Origin of the sequence: Sulfitobacter profundi (assembly GCF_042661425.1) — a bacterium.
GTDB lineage: Bacteria > Pseudomonadota > Alphaproteobacteria > Rhodobacterales > Rhodobacteraceae > Sulfitobacter > Sulfitobacter profundi.
Genome location: NZ_JBHSWA010000001.1, coordinates 2,080,076 through 2,100,548, shown reverse-complemented (window position 1 = coordinate 2,100,548; position 20,473 = coordinate 2,080,076). Strand labels below are relative to the sequence as shown.

Below are 20,473 nucleotides of genomic sequence, written 5' to 3'. Positions count from 1 at the left end.
TTCGATTCTTATAGCAGCCTGCGTGGTACGCGCAATAAAGTTTCACGCAGGCGCAATATTCTTTGTCTCACACCATCGAGCCGATCCAGCCGCCTGCTCACGCAAGCGTAATGGCAGGGCGGTGACGGTGGGGGTTTAACGGCTTCCCCGCTATCGCTATATGAGGCGGGCAATATCAATGACAGCCCGGGGGCGCCAGATGGCCGAGACACGTAAAACCAAGGTACTGATCATCGGCTCCGGCCCTGCGGGCTACACCGCCGGGGTCTACGCGAGCCGCGCCATGCTGGAGCCGATCCTCGTTCAAGGGATTGAGCCCGGCGGCCAGCTGACCACCACCACCGAGGTCGAGAACTGGCCCGGCGACAGCGAGGTGCAAGGCCCCGACCTGATGATCCGCATGCAGGACCACGCCAAGGCGATGGGCACCGAGATCATCGGCGACATCATCACCGATCTTGACCTCTCAAGCCGCCCGTTCCACGCCAAAGGCGACAGCGGCACGACCTATGTCGCCGACGCTGTGATCCTTGCCACCGGGGCGCGGGCCAAATGGCTGGGGCTGGAGAGCGAGGAAAAGTTCAAAGGGTTCGGCGTCTCGGCCTGCGCCACTTGTGACGGCTTTTTCTACCGGGGCCAAGAGATTATGGTGATCGGCGGCGGCAACACCGCCGTGGAAGAGGCGCTGTTTCTGACCAATTTCGCCTCAAAAGTCACGTTGATACACCGCCGTGATGAGCTGCGTGCTGAGAAAATCCTGATCGACCGGCTGATGAAGAACCCCAAGATCGAGCCGCTGTGGTTCCACGAGCTTGAGGAAGTCTATGGCACCGACAGCCCGCTGGGCGTCGAAGGTGTGAAGGTTAAACACGTTAAGACCGGCGAAATCACTGATATCCCGGCCAAAGGTGTCTTTGTGGCCATCGGTCACGCGCCCTCGAATGAATTGGTTAAGGACACGTTGGAAACCCACATGGGCGGCTATGTCGTGACCAAACCGGACAGCACCGAAACCTCCATTCCCGGCGTCTTTGCCGCAGGCGATCTAACGGACCACAAGTATCGCCAGGCGGTGACAAGCGCCGGCATGGGCTGCATGGCCGCGCTGGAAGCTGAGCGTTTTCTGGCCGAAGTGGGCGATGATGAGGGCAAAGACACCTCCCTTCCGCTTGGCTATGGGGCCGAAGTGAAGGAAGACGTTTAAGTCAACCGAAGGCGCGGCGGAGATAATTCTGGTTTCCGCCGCCCTTGCACACCCGAATTGCAGGCCATCCCGAGATCACGGGATATCAGCCTTTAACGATACGCTACCCCCTAGAACTATAGACTTTTTACGCCTTTTGCAGCTATGGCAGCCAAGACCGAAGCCGCCTGCCCCCTGAAGAAAAGTGATAGTTATGATGCCCAGCAACCTGACGCCGATCCCCGAACTCTATGTCTCTTACGAGTCTTCGCAGAAACTGAAGATCGAAGCCGGCAATCTGGTGAGCCTTGATCTCACCCCGCGTCAGATCTGCGATCTGGAGCTTTTGATGAACGGCGGTTTCAATCCGCTCAAAGGTTTCCTGTCCGAGGAAGACTATGACGGCGTGGTCGAGAATATGCGCCTGGCCGATGGCTCCCTCTGGCCCATGCCGATCAACCTCGACGTCAGCGAAGCCTTCGCCGAAAAGCTGGAACTCGGTCAGGACATCGCCCTGCGCGACCAAGAGGGCGTGATCCTTGCGACCATGACCATCACCGACCGTTGGACCCCCAATAAGGCACGCGAGGCCGAGAAGGTCTTTGGCGCGGATGACGATGCGCATCCGGCGGTGAACTATCTGCACAACCAAGCGGGCAACGTCTATCTCGGCGGTCCGGTGACCGGCATCCAGCAGCCCGTGCACTATGATTTCCGTGCCCGCCGCGACACGCCCAACGAATTGCGCGCCTATTTCCGCAAGCTGGGCTGGCGCCGCGTCGTGGCCTTCCAAACCCGCAACCCGCTGCACCGCGCGCATCAGGAACTCACCTTCCGTGCCGCCCGTGAGGCGCAGGCCAACCTGCTGATCCATCCGGTCGTCGGCATGACCAAGCCCGGCGACGTCGATCACTTCACCCGCGTGCGCTGCTATGAGGCAGTGCTCGATAAATACCCTGCCGCCACCACCTCGATGAGCCTCTTGAACCTCGCCATGCGCATGGCTGGCCCGCGTGAGGCCGTCTGGCACGGGCTGATCCGCAAGAACCACGGCTGTACACACTTCATCGTCGGCCGCGACCACGCTGGCCCCGGCAAGAACTCCGCCGGCGAAGATTTCTATGGCCCCTATGATGCGCAGGATCTGTTCCGCGCGCATCAGGAGGAAATGGGCATCGAAATGGTCGATTTCAAACATATGGTCTGGGTGCAGGAACGCGCTCAATATGAGGCCATGGATGAGATCAAGGACAAAGACGATGTCACCATCCTGAACATCTCGGGCACCGAGCTGCGCCGCCGCCTGCGCGAAGGGCTGGAGATCCCTGAGTGGTTCTCCTTCCCCGAGGTCGTCAAGGAACTGCGCCGCACCTCCCCGCCGCGCTCGAAGCAGGGCTTCACCGTGTTCTTCACTGGTTTCTCCGGCTCGGGCAAATCCACTATCGCCAACGCACTGATGGTCAAGCTGATGGAGATGGGCGGCCGCCCCGTGACGCTGCTGGATGGCGATATCGTGCGCAAGAACCTTTCCTCTGAGTTGGGCTTCTCCAAAGAGCACCGCGATCTGAACATCCGCCGCATCGGCTATGTCGCGTCAGAGATCACCAAGAACGGCGGCATCGCCATTTGTGCGCCGATCGCGCCCTATGCCACCACCCGCCGCGCGGTGCGTGAGGATGTAGAGAACTTCGGCGCCTTCGTCGAAGTGCATGTCGCGACCTCTATCGAGGAATGCGAGCGCCGCGACCGCAAGGGGCTCTACAAGCTGGCGCGCGAAGGCAAGATCAAAGAGTTCACGGGCATTTCTGACCCCTACGATGTGCCGCAGAACGCCGAGCTGGTACTGGAGACCGAGAACGTTGAGGTCGATAACTGCGCGCATCAGGTGTTGCTGAAGCTCGAAAACATGGGGCTGATCGCGGGTTAAACCGCTCGGCCTTCCTAGAATGGAAACGCAGCCCCTCGGGGCTGCGTTTTGCGTTTTGGTCAGGCCGTTTCCGGCATGAAGACCTGCCCCGACATCACCACACGCCCCTGCCCCGCGACGCGCACCCCGGAGATCGCATCGCGGGGGCCCAGCACTTCGACCTCTGCCCGCCCCGGACGGCCCATGAGGTGCCCCTGTTCGGCGACAAATCGGGGGCTATCGATCAGCCCCCGCGCCCAGAGATAGGCCGCCATCGCGCCTGTTGCCGATCCGGTGAAAGGGTCTTCGGCGGGGCTGGGCGGGGCCAATAGCAGCCGCGCATAGGTATCGCCCGCCGAAGTTGCGCCGTCGAGTGTTACCCAAAAAGGCTCCATCATATCGCTGTCTTGCCCCAGATGGGTGTTGTAATCCGCCAGCGCCCGGGGATCGAGTTTCAGCCTTTCCAGCGCCCTGCGGCTGCGCAAGACCGTGATGCAAAAGGGCAACCCGGTAGAGACCACCTGCGGCTGCCCGATGATATCGGCCGGTTCCAAACCGCCCACGTCTGCGACGAGATCGACAGGCACTTCGACCCCGAAAACCGGCGCGATCTGGGTCATTGCGATCTGGGCACCGCGGACCTCTATCTCCACGATACCCGCGCCCGTCTCCAGCCGCAGCGGCCCTTCACCGATCAGCCCGCGATGGCGCAGGGCCGCGACGGTGGCGATGGTCGGATGGCCGGCAAAGGGTATCTCTCGGCTGGCGAGGTAGTATTTCACCTTGAAGTCTGCGATCTCGGACGGCCCTGTAAAGGTGCATTCTACCAAAGATGTCTCACGCACATAGGCCGTGCAAATGGCATCAGGCAGCACCGCCCCGCCATGCACCACGGCACAGCCGTTGCCCCCAAAGACCTGATCGGTGAAAGCATCCACCCAGTCGAAATCGAAATCCATACGCCCGCTCCCAATAACAAAAGGCCGCAGCGGACTGCGGCCTTGCATCGGGCTTAGCGTATCGTCGTGAATGTCGGCGTCAATGCACCATGACCGGGCGGTAGTCATGCTCACGTGCCAAAGAGAACGCGAGCTTTTGATCGCCAACCAGCGCCAACTGCTGCCCTTCGGCGTCATGGACCGCATAAAGAAGCTCGAGCCCTTCTGCCTGATCGCGCACTTCGCGCGGCAGATCAGCGACAGCGATCGTTTTGACATAGACCATACGGTCATTCCCGTGGGTGATTGCGTCTTGCATGATATTACCCCTTCTTGATCTTGATGGTTTGAACCACTGTTTCAGGCTTGGCGCGGGTCAGGTCGACATGCAGCAGACCATTCTCCATAACGGCTTCGCCCACATCGACCCCATCGGCCAGTACGAACGAGCGCTGAAACTGTCGCGCAGCGATCCCACGGTGCAAGAACACCCGGTCTTCGCCATCGTCAGACTGACGCCCACGGATCACGAGCTGTCTATCCTCAACTGTTATCGAGAGATCCTGTTCCGAAAAACCCGCAACCGCCAGTGTGATCCGGTAGCTGTAATCAGAGGTCTGCTCGATGTTGAACGGCGGATAACCTTCGTTTCCGGCCTTGGCGCTGCGTTCCAGCACCCGTTCCAATTGTTCAAACCCCAGCATGTGAGGGTAAGAGGCAAGCGTTAGTTTCGTCATGCGACACGTCCTTATCAGGTCAAGCGACAGTGTTTCACAGGCCCCGCAACCGGCAACCCGTTGCATTGAATATGGGGGGCTTAAGCAGGGGCGCAAGGGCTATGCCAAATGATCTCAAGCGCTTATATTCAAGGTTCAGATGCCCAACGGAATCACCTACCCATGAATGCCCCTACCGATCTGTCGATGAAAACGGATGAAGTGCTGCGTGTTGAGCTTGAGGTCTTCCGACGGGAACATCGCGATCTGGATGACGCCATCCACGCTCTTGTTGAAAAAGGAACTGGCGATCAATTGACCCTGCAGCGGCTGAAAAAGCGCAAGCTGCGGCTCAAGGATCTTATCGCCCAGATCGAAGACCGCCTGACCCCCGATATCATCGCCTAAACTTTGATCTCTGTTGCCTGCGGCAATCATCGTTGCCACATGGGCCGGGATGGGTATAGTGCGCGCTCTGATCCACCAAGAGAAGGCCCTGCGCAATGACCACGCCCCCGGTTGGCATCATCATGGGGTCCCAGTCCGACTGGGCCACCATGCGCGAAGCAGCGACCCTGTTAGACGAGCTTCACATCCCCTTTGAGGCGCGCATCGTGTCCGCCCATCGCACGCCGGACCGGCTGTGGGACTATGGCAAAACGGCAGTTGACCGGGGTTTGCAAGTTATCATCGCGGGCGCTGGCGGTGCGGCGCATTTGCCGGGCATGATGGCCTCCAAAACCCGCGTGCCGGTGATTGGCGTGCCGGTGCAAACCAAAGCGCTGTCGGGTGTGGATTCGCTCTATTCCATCCTGCAGATGCCACGCGGCTTTCCGGTCGCGACCATGGCCATCGGTGCCGCAGGCGCGGCCAATGCGGCCTTGATGGCGGCGGGCATCCTTGCCTTGCAAGATGCGGAACTGGCCAAGCGGTTGGACGATTGGCGCGACGCGCTTAGCGCCTCAATCCCCGAGGTGCCGCATGACTGAGCCACTGCAAACCGGCGCCACCATCGGCATTCTGGGCGGAGGTCAACTGGGGCGCATGCTCTCGGTCGCCGCCGCGCGGCTTGGCTTTCGCACCCATATCTTTGAGCCGGGCGCCAACCCGCCCGCCGCCGATGTGGCCCATGCGGTGACCACCGCAGGCTATGACGACCACAGCGCGCTAGAGGCTTTCGCCCGCGCCTGTGACATCGTCACTTTCGAGTTTGAGAACATCCCAACCGAGGCGCTCGACGTGGTTGAGGCGATCACCCCGCTCCGTCCGGGCCGCGAAGCCCTGCGCATTTCCCAAGACCGGCTGACCGAGAAGACCTTCCTCGGTGACCTTGGTTTGCGGGTGGCGCCTTTTGCCGATGTCACCGACGCCGCGACTTTGAAGGCCGCCGTGGCGCAGATCGGCACGCCCGCAATCCTCAAGACCCGACGTTTCGGCTATGACGGCAAGGGCCAAGCGCGGCTGAAAGACGATACCGACCTCGACACCGCTTGGGCCGAGATGAACGGCGCGCCTTCGGTGCTCGAAGGGTTCGTGAATTTTAGCGCCGAGATTTCCGTCATCGCCGCGCGCAGCGCCACGGGCGAAGTCGCCTGTTTCGATCCCGGTGAGAACGTCCACCGCGATGGCATCCTGCACACCACCACCGTCCCGGCAAAGATCAGCAACGCGCAGCGCACCGATGCGGTTTTGCTGGCCGGTCGGGTGCTTAACGCGCTTGAGTATGTCGGCGTCATGGGGGTTGAGCTTTTCGTCACCCCGCAGGGGCTGATCGTGAACGAAATCGCCCCACGGGTGCATAACTCGGGCCATTGGACCCAGAATGGCTGCGCGATCGACCAGTTCGAGCAGCACATCCGCGCCGTCGCGGGCTGGCCCTTGGGCGATGGTCAGCGCTATGCGGATGTGGTGATGACCAACCTCATCGGTGACGATATGGACCGCGTGCCAGAGCTTGCCCGCGCGCGCGACACAGCGCTGCATCTCTACGGCAAGGCCGAGGTGAAACCGGGCCGCAAGATGGGCCATGTGAACCAGATCATTCGCGCCTGAGGTCAGGCGACGAAACGCTCCGCAACCGCGCCGGACATGAAGCTTACCCGCCCCGCCACGAAAGTGGCGGCGACGCGGCCTGTGGCCTTGTCCAACACAACGATATCGGCGCGCTTGCCTGGCGCCAGCGTGCCACGATCGGTAAGCCCTAGCACCTGCGCCGGCCCGGATGAGACCAGCGCCCATGCCCCCGCAAGGTCGAGCAGCCCGCTTTGCGCCAGCATGAGGGCGGCACGGCGCGGCGAAGGGTAATGGTAGTCTGACGCCAAGGCGTGACACAGCCCCATGATGATCAGGTCCAGCGCCGACAGATTGCCGTTATGCGACCCGCCGCGCACCACATTGGGCGCGCCCATGATCACCGCATCGCCCGCCCCATGCGCGGCCACGGCGGCCTCCTGCGTTTCGGGGAATTCTGCCAGTGTCACACCCCGCGCCCGCCACAGACCGCGCCCCTCGGCGGTCTGATCATCATGGCTGCCCATCTTGACCCCGCGCTGCGCCAGTTCTGCGCACAGTCGATCCAAGGCCGCTGGCACCTCATCGCGCCGAGCGTGCATCTCCTGCATCTGCGCCAGATGGCTCTCGGGGCTACGCCCGGCCTTCAGCGCCTGCCCCACCAGCCGTTTCGGAATCCTACCCGCCGCCAAGCGGTCATGCGGCAAGTGATCGTTGAACACCACATAGCCCACGCCCCACTCCGCCATACGCCGCGGCAGACTGTCGTAGAGGTCGAGCATATGGGTCTCAAAGCGCAACTGCGGGCGGATATCAGTGACCAATTCCGGCGCCGTGTCGCGGATGCCGCTAAAGACCTGATCGGCAAATCCCAGCCCCCGCAGGCCGCCTTCCCAGCTGACGAACTGGGCCAAAACAGCCGTGGTCATGCCGTTGGCCGCCAGTTCCGCCTCTGCGGCGACCAGCCCTTCGGAAAGCTGCTTCATCGCCCCGCGGCGCGGTGCCAAATGCCGCTCGAACGCATCGCCATGCAGATCGACAATCCCCGGCAGCACTTGGAAGCCGGTTAAATCAACGCTCCGCCCCACCGGGCGGTCATTAATCACCCCCTCGGCAAAAGACAGCGGCGCGCGGCTAAGTCCTTCGGGATGCAGGACCTCTGCGTTCATCAGGTCAAGGTTTGGCATCGTCCCCTCCCAACCCCGGCAGGCACCCGCCTTCGGGGCAGCCAATCGCGTTCAATACGCCATCGATAAAGGTCATCGACCGGTCAAAACTGCCGGTTCTCAAAAACGCCATGGTCTGGGCGATAACGCGCGGGTTGTTCATCATGAAAGTGTGGGTCACGGGCAAAACGATATGCTCTTTCATCCCCGCCACACGGGTCGACGCGACCGAGACCTTCCCGTCATCCGGACCCGGCAAAAGGCTTGAGAAATACGGGTTTAGAGACTGTGACCCCGCGATCACGCCCAACTCAAACGGCACAGGCGGCAATTGGTTCGGGAGCGCCCCATCCCCGGTGCCGATCTCGGCCCCGGCCGGGCCGTTCAACCACTCAAAGGCGGGGTTCTCGACCAACTCGTCGACCACTTCGCTGCCGTGATTGGGCGGCCCCAGCATCACCACGCGGCCGACACGGTCGGCGCCAGCCTCTGCCACCCATTTGCGCACCAGAATACCACCCATAGAATGGGTCACGAAATCAATCTGCGCGGTGCCACAAGCGGCAACCGCCTGTGGCAAGGTCTGCTTGGTCAACTCAGCGATATTGGCCTCGGTTGAGGGATAGCCGGGGCGCACCACGCGGTACCCTTCGGCGGCCAAGGCGGCCTCCATAACAGCGAAAGACATCTCGGTTCGTGCCAGCCCATGCAGCAATACAACACAGCGGCCCGCAGCCGTTTCAGCCGCCGCAGGCAGAGGAATCGCCAGCCAAATCGCGGCGATCAGCAAGGTGAGAGGTTTCATCATGCCCTCCAGATAGACTGATTGGCGGGACTGTGAAATGGTCTTGCCGTGTTACCTGACGAAAGTATGCCGATGCCCCGCCCCTGCCCCCGATTAGCCGCCCGCGCTGTCTTGTTGCACGAGGACCGCCTCCTGCTGGTCAATGCCTATGCCGACAATCGACTGGGTTTGATGTGCGCCCCCGGCGGTGGAGTAGAGGCCGGCGCCTCCGTGCCCGACAACCTGCGCCGCGAAGTGTTCGAAGAGACGGGCCTGACAATCTCGGTCGGCGCGCCCTGTCTGGTCAACGAATTCCACGACCCCAGCGGCGATTTTCATCAGGTGGATATCTATTTCAGGTGCCATATCCTCGGCCCCGCCCAGATCGCGTCAGACTGGAAGGATCACGAAGCCATCGTCACCCGACATCAATGGGTCACCAAATCCGAATTGGCGCAGATTCCACACAAGCCCGACAGCCTCGGCGCAGTCGCCTTTGGTCCGGCGGAGGCGGCGATCACCTACGATCCGTTGGAGCCGATCTTGCGCTGATCGCCCAAGCAATCCCGCCCAAAACCAACGCCGTCGCGATAAGCAGCGTGAGGTCCAGCGGTTCACCCAAAAGCAGCGCGCCAGCAAGGATGGCGATGATCGGCACGCTAAGCTGTGCCACCGCCGCCGTGCCACCGTCGATCCGGGCCAGCACCGCATACCACAATGCGTACCCAAGGCCCGAAGTTACCCCACCGCAAAGCGCGCCCAACAGCAGGCCCGTCATACTGAAATGCGACCCTGTCAAAGCAGGCAGGATAAGCATGAAAGGCAGGCAAAGCAGAAAATTCGCCGAAGTCGCTGCTAAGGGATCGCCCGATGTGCGACCAATGATCGTATAGGCGGCCCAGCCCATCCCCGCGGCGACCATCAACCCAGCGCCGATGATATCTGTCGAACCCTGCCCATCCGGCCAAAGAACAAGCACCAATCCGGCAAAGGCCGCGGCGGCGCCTGTGATTTGCCGCGCGGTGGGGGCCGCGCCGGTCATCGCGGCGTAGGTAAACATGGTAATCTGCACGACACCAAAAAGAATAAGCGCACCGAGCCCGGCATCCAACGTTAGATAAGCGAGGCTAAAACCAATCATATAGACAGCAAGGCTGACAGCGCCGCCGATCCTGTTGCGTCGCAAGAGCGGCAGTCGCCCGCCCCGTAGCGCCACCATGACCCCCAAAACCAAAGCACCTGCGGCGACGCGAACGAGCGCAAAGCCCGCAGGATCAATATGCCCACCATCTACTGCCATCCGTGTTAAAATGGAGTTTGCCGCAAAAGCGCACATGGTGAGAGCGGAGAGAAGGAAAAGCTGCATGACCATTCGCTTAGCCCCCTACCCAGCTGCGCCAAGCGCTGATTTCCCCTACATAGCAATCTAACTGGGTCGTGATGACAAACCCCTCGATTTGACCAGCGCGATCGGATGACGGGATCCAATCAGCGCATCATTCCGACAGGTGAAACCAGATGCCTTTGCCAGGATCATTCGGGTTTCATGTTGCACTGCCTATATTGCCTCCCTCCAAACGCACCTCTACCAACGCACCGCGTTCGGCACCGGTCGAAATCAAACGGGCATGTCCGTCATAATTCCCGGCGATTTTTCGAACCAAAGCCAGCCCAAGCCCGGAGCCTTCCACCTCGTCCCGGGATCGCAACGTGGTCATCGGCTTGAAAACACGCTCGTGAAATCGCGGATGAATCCCCGGCCCATCGTCTGAAACGGTCAACATCAGGGCAGACCCTTCGCGCCATGCCGCCACCTTGACCCTTCCTGAAAACTTATCATGATGCTTGATCGCGTTTCCGATCAATGCCGAAAGGAGCGTGTGAAGGTCTGCTTCATCAATAAGAAATGAGCCGCAACCAAAGTCATGATCGATCCGGAAACCACTGGTCGGCCCAATTTCCTTTACCACAGCATCGAATTTCTCTTGGAGACTAACCTCTTGTATATTCGCCATCTTCCCTGCGCGGGAATACTGCAACAGATCGAACAGCATCCGATCCAAACGCTGCGTATGCCGCTTCATCAAAGTAATGGAACTATGCACCGAAGGACTTACCTCAAGCCCAGACTCCTCGATATCCTCGGCAATCCATTCTGGCAGTTCCAATAGCGCGCGGATGGAACCGCGCAGATCATGGCTTACCAAATGGATAAACTCCTCTGCGTCCGGCGCCGTATTTGGCTGTTTCCCCAAAGGGATTTCAACGTCGAGTGACGAATATAGCTGGGGATGGGTCATATCACTAACGCCCTACGCTTGACCGTTGGACAGAGCCCCGCACCTGCCGGATCGAAGAGTAAAGCTGCCATTACGTGATATCCCTCAGCAAACGCCGCGCATTTGGCGGATACTTTCGACGAAGGCGCGCCCATCTTTGTATTTGCCTCTCCCGCCCCGCCCGGCTGGTGATAAGCTGCCACTGCTGCGCCACACGGCTCAGGGCTATTTTCGGCGCAACCTCGCCCTGCAGCGCCCGATCCAACCCTCTTCCTAAAGCCTGAAAATACTCAGATTGCCCTTTTAGGTAGAAATCTGGAATTGCCCCGTCAAGCGACGCGCGATGTACCTTAAGAAACGATTTTGAATAAGCATCTTCTACGCCCGGATCGCTGTAGTGTTCCTTTCGGTAAGGGTCGAAAAAGCCATCTGCCTGCCGAACGGCCAGTGTCGACATCTCAGGTGTGACGGCAAATAGGGCAAATAAATAGGCGAGTTCCTTCTGTGCCGATGTTGCGCTGACCACAAAGCTCCACCCCCAGTTGAAATAGGGTGTTGCAAGGAGTTCCCCCCAACTTTCCCACCGGGCGTCGGGCCGTAAATCATCCGCCCTCTCATCAACGACCGGGGAGAATTTAGATATTTCTGCGTACCGCCCCAGCCAATATTGCAATAGACATCGCCTTTCGCGTATCGCGCCCAGTTTTCAAACAGCCCAAGGTTAGAGCTATCGGGGACGAGGCTGTCTGAAATCGCAATCAATTCCTCCAACGCCGCTACACCCGGGTCTTCAGCGATTTGCGGGGTCATATCGGGGGACAACGGCCAATACCCTTTGGCGTGAAATCGAATCCACCACTCCCACGCCAGATACCCCGGCGTGCGAAACAACAACCCGCCATATCGACCCGCTTCTGGCGCATGAAAAAAACGTATTTGCCGATCCAGCTCCACCCAAGTCTCTGGCATGGCGAGAGAATAACCAAAACGATCCGCATAGCGCGCCTGCTCATCCGGATCGTGAAGCATTTCGCGATGGTAAAACATCACATAGGCGTCGCCATCTGTTTGGAAACCATAGTTCTGACCGTCAAACCTATCCCCTTCCTGATAGAGCATAGGGTCGCGAAATCCCGTCGGCTCATAGCGTGCGGCGTAGTCATCCAAAGCGTGGATTGCCCCTGCGGCAACGAGGTCTGCCACCCCAAAGGTCGCAGGCAGGGCAACGTCATATTTCGCCTCCCCAAGTACACTATTTAGCATTAGCTCCGCATTGATCTGATCGACATGCACCTCTTGAAGGTCGACTTTCACCCCGGTTCGCTCCGTAAACACCGCCGCGACCGGTTCAAGATTGGCACGTGACCCTTCCGGAAGCAGCACAGAGAGCGTTCTGGCATCTCCAACCAAACCACGGGCACGCGCGGCCACTTTTATATCAATCGTCTCCCCAAATGCCGGACCGGCGATAAGCGTGCTAAGACCGGCACCCAGGCCGATAGAGAACCTTCGCCTTGTCAACCTGCGCCCGCCTAACACACTGCAATCCTCCAATCAGCGGCTGGGGGATGCCCCCTCTCGCTTTGATGAACCCGGTTTTAGAGCCGTGGCGATTAACATTGCGTTAATTGGTCCCAGCTATTCAGTCAGCATGGCTACGATGCATCCCCCATGGTCGCTGCGGCAGTTTCTCGGCAGTCGTATCAGCACCCGCCTAAGGGCAGCGCTCCTTCTCGTGGCGGCCATTATTGGCGTTGCGGGATGGGCTGCTACGGGTCAGATGCGATCTGTGCTGGTCAGTCACGCTCATTTGAGCCAATCGGCCCTTCCTACGTTGGCTATTTCCCAGCAAATTGAGCGGTCCTTGAACGGTGTATTCCTTTCGATTGAGCAGCTTAATCAATTAGATACCTCCGTGTCGCCAGATACGCTCGGGAAAGACATCACAACAAAAATCGACAAAACTTTTGAGCTTTTAGAAAATCTGAAGACAATGGAGATCGCGCTCCCGCTGGCAGAGCGGCTGGAGGGACGGCTGCATATGGCGCGGCGGGCATCTGATGCGACAGTTTTCAGCCTTCAGGAAATGCGGCGCGCCGAGGGCCAGATCCTCACAACGCTTGATCTTGTCGAGCAAATCCAAGTACAGAATCATACTATTATTGATGAGTTAGCCTACCGACTTTCACGGCAAACCGAAGCCCTGCTGAGTGAAGTCTCAGGAAGCTTTGCATCCGGTGATGTTGCCCCAGAAAATCGCCCTTCAGGCTTTCCCGACATGTTGTTGAGCGCAATTAATCTCAATGACATTCGGCTAAGTCTCGACACGCTTATTAACATCATCAATTCACAAGGGCTACAGAACCAACTTCTTCAACTTGAGCGCGCGCGACTTCTTGTCGAAGAGCATTTCCAGGATGCCATCACCCGGTTACCGCGCATTCATGAAGCAGCCAGTAGACGGTCGCTGGCCCGCCAAATCGACGCGCTGCGCGACGTGCTGCTTGATCCCGAAAAAAGCTTCTTCGCACATTCAACGGCACGTCTGCAGTTTCACGAGAGCGTTCAAACGCTACAAGCCGAACACCTGCCCATGATCGTGGGGATTTCGGACATATCCTCCGATCTTACTCAGAACACTTTGCGGCGGGTGGATCTCGCGACAGATGAGCTGCGCGACACCATCCATCGGGTCATATGGACTGTTGGCCTCACCGTTGGAAGCGCGCTTCTCGTGATTGCCCTTACCAACGGCTTTGTTGTTGAGCGGCAGTTTAACCGTCGCATCAATCGATTGACCAATTCCGTCACGGCTATCGCTCAGGGTGACCTTGATCACCCCGTCACCGTGCGAGGGCAGGACGAACTAGGAGAGATGGCACGTGCATTAGTTGTGTTCCGCACAACTGCGGAAGAGTTGCGGCGCTCGAACATTGAGCTCGAGAAATTCGCCTATGTGGCCGCCCACGACCTGCGATCTCCCCTCCGTGCGGTGCATGAACTAAGCCTTTGGGTCCTTGAGGATGAGGAAAATGCGCTGAGTGCGGAAAGCCGAAGCTATTTGCTTATGTCACAACAACGGATCGATCGGCTCAACCGCCTTCTTAACGATCTTTTGGACTACGCCCGGGCGGGACAGGACCAACCCGCGCCAGAGCCGGTGCACCTTGCCCGATTGGTGGCAGACCTTGCCCGATATACCGACACCGAGGGTCGGTTCAAAATTAGCTTTGCCGGGACAAACCAGATCATCGACGTACAGCTTTCGCCGTTGCAGCAGATTTTGGGCAACCTGATCTCAAATGCAATCAAACACCATGACCGGGATCATGGCACCATCCATGTTAATGCCGAGGTGCAGCAGGACCGTGTTGTTCTAAGCGTGCGCGATGACGGGCCTGGAATAGAACTTCGGCACCAAGAGAAGATATTTGAACTGTTTCAAACACTTAAATCTCGTGATGAGGTTGAAGGGAGCGGCTTGGGCCTCGCCATCGTAAGCAAGCTTGCGTCTCACCAGAAAGGGAAGATCACGCTGGTCTCCGACCCCAACAAAAAGCGCGGATCGACCTTTGTTGTGGAGCTTCCATTGGCAACGCAAACGCACCGCAATCTGGCCGTGGCGGCGGCGGCGTGACCCAAGCCGAAAAGGAATATTGGATGAAAACGACGCCCGCGAAATTTCTTATCGTAGACGATGACAAAGTCAGCGTGATGGCCATGCAACGGGCGATGCGCAAGTTGAAGATCGTCAACGAAACGGCGGTTTGTCACGACGGGCAACATGCGCTCGAATTTTTAGCGGAGGAGGTGAAGCGGCATGGGCGATTGCCGCCCTATATCGTCACACTTGACCTCAATATGCCGCGCATGGGCGGGCTTGAGTTCTTGGAAGTTGTCCGAGCCGATCCGGCGTTGGAGCGGATGGTGGTTTTTGTTTTCACCACCTCCGATATGCCCACGGACGTGCAATCCGCCTATAGCAAGAATGTCGCGGGCTATATCGTGAAGGAAAACCCGTCAGAGACCTTTGCCAATGCGCTCGGCATGCTCAATGCCTATTCGCGGATCGTAGAACTGCCAGCTTGATCACCGTGAGAACCAGATAAAGGGCCATCGAACCCGGATAGTCGCTGCCTTTAAACGGAAAGAGGCGCGCCATTGCTGGCACGCCTCCTGAACTTTAGCCAATAGGGCTGGCTTACATCATGCCGCCCATGCCGCCCATGTCGGGCATGCCGCCGCCGGCGGGTGCGCCGTCTTTAGCAGGCTTGTCGGCGACCATCGCTTCGGTGGTGATCAGCAGACCAGCGATCGAAGCCGCGTCTTGCAATGCTGTACGCACCACTTTCGCCGGGTCGATGACGCCGAACTTGAACATGTCGCCATATTCTTCGGTCTGCGCGTTGAAGCCGAACTTCAGGTCGTCGCTTTCGCGGATTTTGCCGGCAACAACCGAACCGTCCACACCAGCGTTCTCAGCAATCTGACGCAGCGGTGCTTCCAGTGCTTTGCGCACGATGGAAATACCAACGTTTTGATCGTTGTTGTCGCCGGCCAGACCTTCGAGCTTTTTGCCCGCCTGAACCAGAGCAACACCACCGCCAACAACGATGCCTTCTTGAACAGCGGCACGTGTCGCGTTCAGGGCGTCATCAACGCGGTCTTTGCGCTCTTTCACTTCGACTTCGGTCATGCCGCCGACGCGGATCACGGCAACACCGCCTGCCAGTTTGGCAACGCGCTCTTGCAGCTTCTCACGGTCGTAGTCGGAGGTGGTTTCTTCGATCTGGTTACGGATCTGAGCAACACGTGCTTCGATCTCGGCCTTCTCGCCTGCGCCATCAACGACAGTGGTCTCGTCTTTGGTGATCGCGACTTTCTTGGCGGAACCCAGCATGTCCATGGTCACGGACTCAAGCTTCATGCCGAGGTCTTCGGAGATCACCTGACCACCGGTCAGAACCGCGAGGTCTTGCAGCATCGCTTTGCGACGGTCACCGAAGCCCGGTGCCTTCACAGCAGCAATCTTCAGACCGCCGCGCAGTTTGTTCACGACGAGTGTCGCCAGGGCTTCGCCCTCAACGTCTTCGGCGATGATCAAAAGCGGCTTCTGGGACTGGATCACTTGCTCAAGCAGCGGAACCATCGGCTGAAGGCTCGACAGTTTCTTCTCGTGCAGCAGGATGATCGCGTCTTCCAGCTCGACAGTCATCTTGTCGGAATTGGTGACGAAATAGGGGCTCAGGTAGCCACGGTCGAACTGCATGCCTTCGACGACATCGGTCTCTGTTTCCAGACCTTTGTTCTCTTCGACGGTGATCACGCCTTCGTTGCCGACTTTCTGCATCGCGTCTGCGATCTGACGGCCGATCTCTTTTTCACCGTTGGCGGAGATTGTGCCAACCTGCGCGACTTCGTCGCTGTCGGATACGTCACGGGCAGCGGCTTTGATCGCTTCGACGACCTTGGCTGTTGCCAGATCGATACCGCGCTTCAGGTCCATCGGGTTCATGCCAGCGGCAACCGATTTCATGCCTTCTTTGACGATGGCCTGGGCCAGAACAGTCGCGGTGGTGGTGCCGTCGCCTGCTTCGTCGTTGGTCCGGGAAGCAACTTCCTTGACCATCTGTGCGCCCATGTTCTCGAACTTGTCTTCCAGTTCGATTTCCTTCGCCACGGATACACCGTCTTTGGTGATGCGCGGTGCGCCGAAGGATTTGTCCAGAACCACGTTCCGGCCTTTGGGGCCGAGTGTGACTTTCACCGCGTCGGCAAGGATGTTCACACCCTTGAGCATCCGGTTACGGGCATCGGTGTCAAATTTGACGTCCTTAGCAGCCATGTTGTCTTCTCCTAAAATCTTGGATTGATGTGAGCGTCTTCAGAGGGTCGGCAAGCCGGGTGGCTTACGCGATGATCCCCATGATGTCGCTTTCTTTCATCATCAGCATTTCTTCGCCGTCGACGGTGACCTCTGTGCCGGACCATTTGCCGAACAGGATTTTGTCGCCGGGTGCGACGGCCATTTCGATCAACTCGCCGTTGTCTTTGCGTGCGCCGGTGCCCACGGCAACAACTTCACCCTCGGAAGGCTTTTCTTTGGCGGAATCAGGAATGATCAACCCGCCGGCGGTTTTTTCTTCGCTTTCGGTACGCTTTACCAGCACACGGTCATGAAGCGGTTTCAATGCCATCTTTGCAGCTCCTTAAGGCTCAAAGTTACTCTTCCAAGCCACCCCCTCCGGGCGAGGGTGCAGCCGTTAGCACTCAACCCTTGTGAGTGATAACGATGCATAGCTAAGCAGCAGTCTGCGTTCTGTCAACAACGGCTTCGAAAAATTTTGCAGGGCCGGGAACTGTTAGCCAGCACCCAAAACACGGCCCGCTGTGGCCACCGCTTCGGCCCCCGTTGTCGTTAGTCCGTATATGCCTTTGTCGACCTTTTCAAACCAACCGTAGTGGTCATCCCGCATCATGCGGGTTGCCGCCGAGACACCGGTTGCGCGGGCCACATGCGCGCCTTTGCTTGCGCCGGCTTCGAACAGATAGACCGCGATTTTCAACGCATCCTGACGGTAGGCGGTCACCAGCCCCGCGCGGGTCTGGCCGCCGTCGTTCGGATCCCCCTGCCGCCGGGCGAATTCGCGCAAAAGCATCGCCGCCCGTTTGGCATTCTTGCGCGGCGCATAGGGGCCGGGATCGCAATGCACCTCGACCAACCCATCCGACAGCCGCACGGTAATCAGCCCCAACCCCAGCCGCCGCGCCAGCGTGACGTTGTCCTTCACCGCCTTGGCAAAGCGTTTGCCCGGTTGCCGCGCAACGGCGAGGTAAACATCATCCGACACCTTCAGCCGCGCCAGACACTGATGGAACAGCGCCAGCGAAAAGCCGAGCTTCAGCTCAACCACAACCGGCGGCTCGGCCCCGCGCAGGGCCACCACATCTGCCGCGCCGACTTCGGCCTTTACCACATAGCCCTGATCCTCAAGGAAAGCCTTGATCGGCGGGTAAAGATCTGTTTCGCGCGGGTTGCTCATGGCGCGCAACTTGCCCCATCGCGCGGCGCTATGCAAAGGGGCCGCGCGGCCCTAGACTGACGCGATGACCCGCGACGAATTCAACGCCTTCTGCGCCGCCCTGCCCCGAACAACCCATGTCGTGCAATGGGGCAATGCGGATGTCTGGAAGGTGGGCGGCAAGGTCTTTGCCATCTGCGGCTGGGCCGAGGATGCGTCCGCCTTTACTTTCAAGGTGACTGAACTGGGGTTTGAGGTGCTCTCCGACAGCCCCGGCTTGCGGCCCGCGCCCTATCTGGCCTCGCGCGGGCTTAAGTGGATACAGCATTACGCCGCGCCGGGGCTGAGCGATGACAGCCTGCGCGACCACATTCGCGCCTCTCATGACATGATCGTCGCCGCGCTCTCCAAAAAGAAGCGCGCGGAACTGGGGCTTTAGCCGCTGGCGCGCAATGCCGCATTGCAGCAGGCGCAGGTGACAAGCCAATTGAACCTGTTATAAGGCCCGCAAATCCACCCGAACAGACAGGACCACCCCATGACAACGCTTGTTTTTGGCCATAAATCCCCCGACACCGACAGCACCGGCAGCCCGATCGTCTGGGCTTGGTATCTTAACGAGATTAAGGGCATCCCCGCCAAACCCGTTCTGCAGGGCGAGCCGAACACCGAAGCGCTGTTCATGCTCGACAAATGGAACCTCGATAAGCCGGAAATCCTGACCGCGCTTGAGGCCGACACCAAGGTTGTCATCGTCGACACCAACAACCCAGCCGAGCTGCCCGCCAACATCAACGAGGCCGACATCACCGGCATCATCGACCACCACCGTCTGGTGGCCGGGCTGGAAACACGCGGCCCGATTGAGATCAACATCCAGCCGCTGGCCTGCACGGCAACCATCATGTTCAAGATGATCGGCAAAGACTGGGCGCAAGCCCCGCGCGGCGTCAAAGCGGCTGCCTTGTCCTGCATCCTGTCTGACACGCTGGAATTCCGCAGCCCCACCACCACCCAAGAAGACCGCGCCATTGCCGAAGACATCGCGCGGGACCTGGGCGTCGACATCAGCGACTACGCTGCAGAGATGTTCGCCGCGAAATCCGACGTTTCGTCCTTCGGCGAGGCGGAACTGCTGCGCATGGACAGCAAGGAATTCGACCTCGATGGCACCAACCTGCGCGTGAGCGTGCTGGAAACCACCTCCCCCGCACCGCTGCTGGAGCGCAAGGACGCGCTGATGGCTGAGATGCCGAAAGTGGCCGAGGCCGACGGTGCCGCGCAGGTGCTCTTGTTCATCGTCGATATCCTGAAAGAAGAGGCGACGCTGCTGGTGCCCAACGACATGGTCAAACATATCGCCGAGCAGAGCTTTGGCGCTGAGGTCTCGGGCGACACGGTCGTGCTGCCCGGCGTGATGAGCCGCAAAAAGCAGATCATCCCCAACCTCAAGATGTAAGCCAATCGGGCGGGCCAAGTGCCCGCCCTCGCTTTTTGAAAGGCCGCCCCATGACCCGCATTATCTCTGCCCTGCCGCAAGTTTCCGATCAATATGACGCGCTTTTTGTCGATCTTTGGGGCTGCGTTCACGACGGGCGCAAGGCGCTGCCCGATGCGGTGGCGGCCTTGCAGGCCTATCGCAAGACCGGCGGCAAGGTCGTGCTGGTCACCAACTCCCCCGCCCCCGCACGGGCGTGGAGAAACAGTTGCAGCAGTTTGGCGTGCCAGAAGACGCATGGGACAGCATCGCCACCTCCGGCGATTCCGCGCGCTCTGCCATGTTCCGCGGTGCTGTGGGCGAAAAGGTCTGGTTCATCGGCCACCCCGCTGAGCGCAAGTTTTTCGAGCCGCTTGCGATCCTCGAAAACCCGGTAAATGTAGAAACCGTCGGGCTGGCCGAAGCCGAAGGCATCGTCTGCACCGGCCCGGTCGACCCGATGGCCGACCCCGAGATCATGCGCCCCGAGTTCGAACAGGCCATCGCCCGCGGGCTGAAACTGCTCTGCGCCAACCCCGATATCGTCGTGGACCGGGGCGAAGTGCGCGAATGGTGCGCCGGGGCACTGGCCGCACTCTATACCGAGATGGGCGGCGAAAGCCTCTATTTCGGCAAGCCGCATGGCCCGATCTACGATCTCGCCCGCCGTCGCCTTGCCGCCTTTGAGGTCGACATCCCCGACAATCGCATCCTCGCCATCGGTGACGGCATCCTGACGGACGTCAAAGGCGCGATGGACGAAGGCATCGATCGCTGTTCATCACCGGAGGACTGGCCGCCGCGGAAACCGCGACCACCGAGCAACCCGACGAAGACAAGCTCCGCGCCTATCTCGATCGCGAAGCCTCGGCCCCGACCTATGCCATCGGATTCCTGCGCTAACTCAGAAAAGGGCTTGATTTTCTGCAGCTGCAAAGTAATAAAGTTGCATCTTGACGCGCGAACGCGCCACTTTGTTACCAAGGAGCCGT

Annotated in this window: 21 protein-coding genes and 1 pseudogene; 11 read left to right on the top strand and 11 right to left on the bottom strand. The window is 59.4% G+C overall.

Annotated features, from left to right (window positions below; translation table 11 throughout):
- Positions 1-199: 199 nt before the first annotated feature.
- Positions 200-1,204 (top strand): thioredoxin-disulfide reductase, encoded by a 1,005-nt coding sequence (gene trxB / locus ACFQAU_RS10990; protein ID WP_132444295.1) that lies wholly within the window; start codon positions 200-202, stop codon positions 1,202-1,204.
- A 193-nt stretch (positions 1,205-1,397) separates the two neighbouring features.
- A complete protein-coding gene (locus ACFQAU_RS10985; protein ID WP_132444294.1) occupies positions 1,398-3,110 on the top strand; it encodes a bifunctional sulfate adenylyltransferase/adenylylsulfate kinase in 1,713 nt (570 codons plus the stop codon).
- A gap of 59 nt (positions 3,111-3,169) precedes the next feature.
- Here the strand turns inward: ACFQAU_RS10985 and ACFQAU_RS10980 are convergent, their stop codons facing one another.
- The 3 genes from ACFQAU_RS10980 to ACFQAU_RS10970 all read right to left on the bottom strand — a co-directional run bounded on the left by ACFQAU_RS10980 (position 3,170) and on the right by ACFQAU_RS10970 (position 4,764).
- Positions 3,170-4,048 (bottom strand): PhzF family phenazine biosynthesis protein, encoded by an 879-nt coding sequence (locus tag ACFQAU_RS10980; protein WP_120351713.1) that lies wholly within the window; start codon positions 4,046-4,048, stop codon positions 3,170-3,172.
- A gap of 79 nt (positions 4,049-4,127) precedes the next feature.
- Complete coding sequence (locus tag ACFQAU_RS10975) at positions 4,128-4,346, bottom strand: DUF1150 family protein (protein WP_007119022.1); 219 nt, start codon at positions 4,344-4,346, stop codon at positions 4,128-4,130.
- A 4-nt stretch (positions 4,347-4,350) separates the two neighbouring features.
- Positions 4,351-4,764 carry an Hsp20 family protein gene (locus ACFQAU_RS10970; protein WP_067267324.1) on the bottom strand — a complete coding sequence of 138 codons (414 nt, stop codon included), beginning with the start codon at positions 4,762-4,764 and terminating at the stop codon, positions 4,351-4,353.
- A gap of 162 nt (positions 4,765-4,926) precedes the next feature.
- Here ACFQAU_RS10970 and ACFQAU_RS10965 point away from each other — a divergent pair, with 162 nt between their 5' ends.
- The 3 genes from ACFQAU_RS10965 to ACFQAU_RS10955 all read left to right on the top strand — a co-directional run bounded on the left by ACFQAU_RS10965 (position 4,927) and on the right by ACFQAU_RS10955 (position 6,795).
- The gene (locus tag ACFQAU_RS10965) at positions 4,927-5,151 is read left to right on the top strand and encodes a YdcH family protein (RefSeq protein ID WP_007119020.1); all 225 of its coding nucleotides are present in this window, start codon (positions 4,927-4,929) and stop codon (positions 5,149-5,151) included.
- A gap of 95 nt (positions 5,152-5,246) precedes the next feature.
- A complete protein-coding gene (purE, locus tag ACFQAU_RS10960) occupies positions 5,247-5,732 on the top strand; it encodes a 5-(carboxyamino)imidazole ribonucleotide mutase (RefSeq protein WP_206054287.1) in 486 nt (161 codons plus the stop codon).
- Complete coding sequence (locus ACFQAU_RS10955; protein WP_132444293.1) at positions 5,725-6,795, top strand: 5-(carboxyamino)imidazole ribonucleotide synthase; 1,071 nt, start codon at positions 5,725-5,727, stop codon at positions 6,793-6,795. Before purE ends, ACFQAU_RS10955 begins: the two co-directional genes overlap by 8 nt.
- Positions 6,796-6,797: 2 nt before the next feature.
- Here the strand turns inward: ACFQAU_RS10955 and ACFQAU_RS10950 are convergent, their stop codons facing one another.
- Both ACFQAU_RS10950 and ACFQAU_RS10945 read right to left on the bottom strand, forming a co-directional pair.
- Positions 6,798-7,940: an alpha-D-ribose 1-methylphosphonate 5-triphosphate diphosphatase gene (locus ACFQAU_RS10950; protein WP_132444292.1), complete on the bottom strand. Its 1,143-nt coding sequence runs from the start codon at positions 7,938-7,940 to the stop codon at positions 6,798-6,800.
- Positions 7,927-8,727 (bottom strand): alpha/beta fold hydrolase, encoded by an 801-nt coding sequence (locus ACFQAU_RS10945; RefSeq protein WP_132444291.1) that lies wholly within the window; start codon positions 8,725-8,727, stop codon positions 7,927-7,929. The genes ACFQAU_RS10950 and ACFQAU_RS10945 overlap by 14 nt, the downstream gene beginning before the upstream one ends.
- 63 nt (positions 8,728-8,790) lie before the next feature.
- On the opposite strand from ACFQAU_RS10945, the gene ACFQAU_RS10940 reads away from it, so the two are divergent.
- Positions 8,791-9,255, top strand: a complete 465-nt coding sequence (locus ACFQAU_RS10940) for an NUDIX domain-containing protein (RefSeq protein WP_132444428.1) — start codon at positions 8,791-8,793, stop codon at positions 9,253-9,255.
- Here ACFQAU_RS10940 and ACFQAU_RS10935 read toward each other — a convergent pair.
- From ACFQAU_RS10935 to ACFQAU_RS10925, 3 genes are all read right to left on the bottom strand, one after another.
- A complete protein-coding gene (locus ACFQAU_RS10935; protein WP_132444290.1) occupies positions 9,221-10,069 on the bottom strand; it encodes a DMT family transporter in 849 nt (282 codons plus the stop codon). The two genes, ACFQAU_RS10940 and ACFQAU_RS10935, sit on opposite strands and share 35 nt — an antisense overlap.
- A gap of 178 nt (positions 10,070-10,247) precedes the next feature.
- On the bottom strand, positions 10,248-11,003 hold the full coding sequence (locus tag ACFQAU_RS10930) for a sensor histidine kinase (RefSeq protein WP_132444289.1): 756 nt from the start codon (positions 11,001-11,003) through the stop codon (positions 10,248-10,250).
- Between the two features lie 357 nt (positions 11,004-11,360).
- Positions 11,361-12,413 (bottom strand): ABC transporter substrate-binding protein, encoded by a 1,053-nt coding sequence (locus ACFQAU_RS10925; RefSeq protein WP_386282210.1) that lies wholly within the window; start codon positions 12,411-12,413, stop codon positions 11,361-11,363.
- 175 nt (positions 12,414-12,588) lie between these two features.
- On the opposite strand from ACFQAU_RS10925, the gene ACFQAU_RS10915 reads away from it, so the two are divergent.
- Both ACFQAU_RS10915 and ACFQAU_RS10910 read left to right on the top strand, forming a co-directional pair.
- Entirely contained in the window at positions 12,589-14,619 is a 2,031-nt protein-coding gene (locus tag ACFQAU_RS10915) for a sensor histidine kinase (RefSeq protein WP_132444288.1), read from the top strand.
- 23 nt (positions 14,620-14,642) lie between these two features.
- Positions 14,643-15,071 (top strand): response regulator, encoded by a 429-nt coding sequence (locus ACFQAU_RS10910; protein WP_067629591.1) that lies wholly within the window; start codon positions 14,643-14,645, stop codon positions 15,069-15,071.
- A gap of 112 nt (positions 15,072-15,183) precedes the next feature.
- On the opposite strand, the gene groL is transcribed toward ACFQAU_RS10910, so the two are convergent.
- From groL to ACFQAU_RS10895, 3 genes are all read right to left on the bottom strand, one after another.
- A complete protein-coding gene (gene groL / locus ACFQAU_RS10905; RefSeq protein WP_132444287.1) occupies positions 15,184-16,827 on the bottom strand; it encodes a chaperonin GroEL in 1,644 nt (547 codons plus the stop codon).
- 64 nt (positions 16,828-16,891) lie between these two features.
- A complete protein-coding gene (gene groES, locus ACFQAU_RS10900; RefSeq protein ID WP_067267338.1) occupies positions 16,892-17,179 on the bottom strand; it encodes a co-chaperone GroES in 288 nt (95 codons plus the stop codon).
- 165 nt (positions 17,180-17,344) lie between these two features.
- Positions 17,345-18,025: a DUF2161 domain-containing phosphodiesterase gene (locus ACFQAU_RS10895; RefSeq protein ID WP_132444286.1), complete on the bottom strand. Its 681-nt coding sequence runs from the start codon at positions 18,023-18,025 to the stop codon at positions 17,345-17,347.
- Between the two features lie 64 nt (positions 18,026-18,089).
- Here ACFQAU_RS10895 and ACFQAU_RS10890 point away from each other — a divergent pair, with 64 nt between their 5' ends.
- The 3 genes and pseudogenes from ACFQAU_RS10890 (at position 18,090) to ACFQAU_RS10880 (ending at position 20,384) form a co-directional block, all read left to right on the top strand.
- Positions 18,090-18,443: an MmcQ/YjbR family DNA-binding protein gene (locus ACFQAU_RS10890; protein ID WP_132444285.1), complete on the top strand. Its 354-nt coding sequence runs from the start codon at positions 18,090-18,092 to the stop codon at positions 18,441-18,443.
- Positions 18,444-18,542: 99 nt separating this feature from the next.
- On the top strand, positions 18,543-19,463 hold the full coding sequence (locus ACFQAU_RS10885) for a manganese-dependent inorganic pyrophosphatase (RefSeq protein ID WP_132444284.1): 921 nt from the start codon (positions 18,543-18,545) through the stop codon (positions 19,461-19,463).
- Positions 19,464-19,513: 50 nt separating this feature from the next.
- Positions 19,514-20,384 (top strand): annotated as a pseudogene (locus tag ACFQAU_RS10880) (TIGR01459 family HAD-type hydrolase).
- The last annotated feature ends 89 nt before the right edge of the window (positions 20,385-20,473 follow it).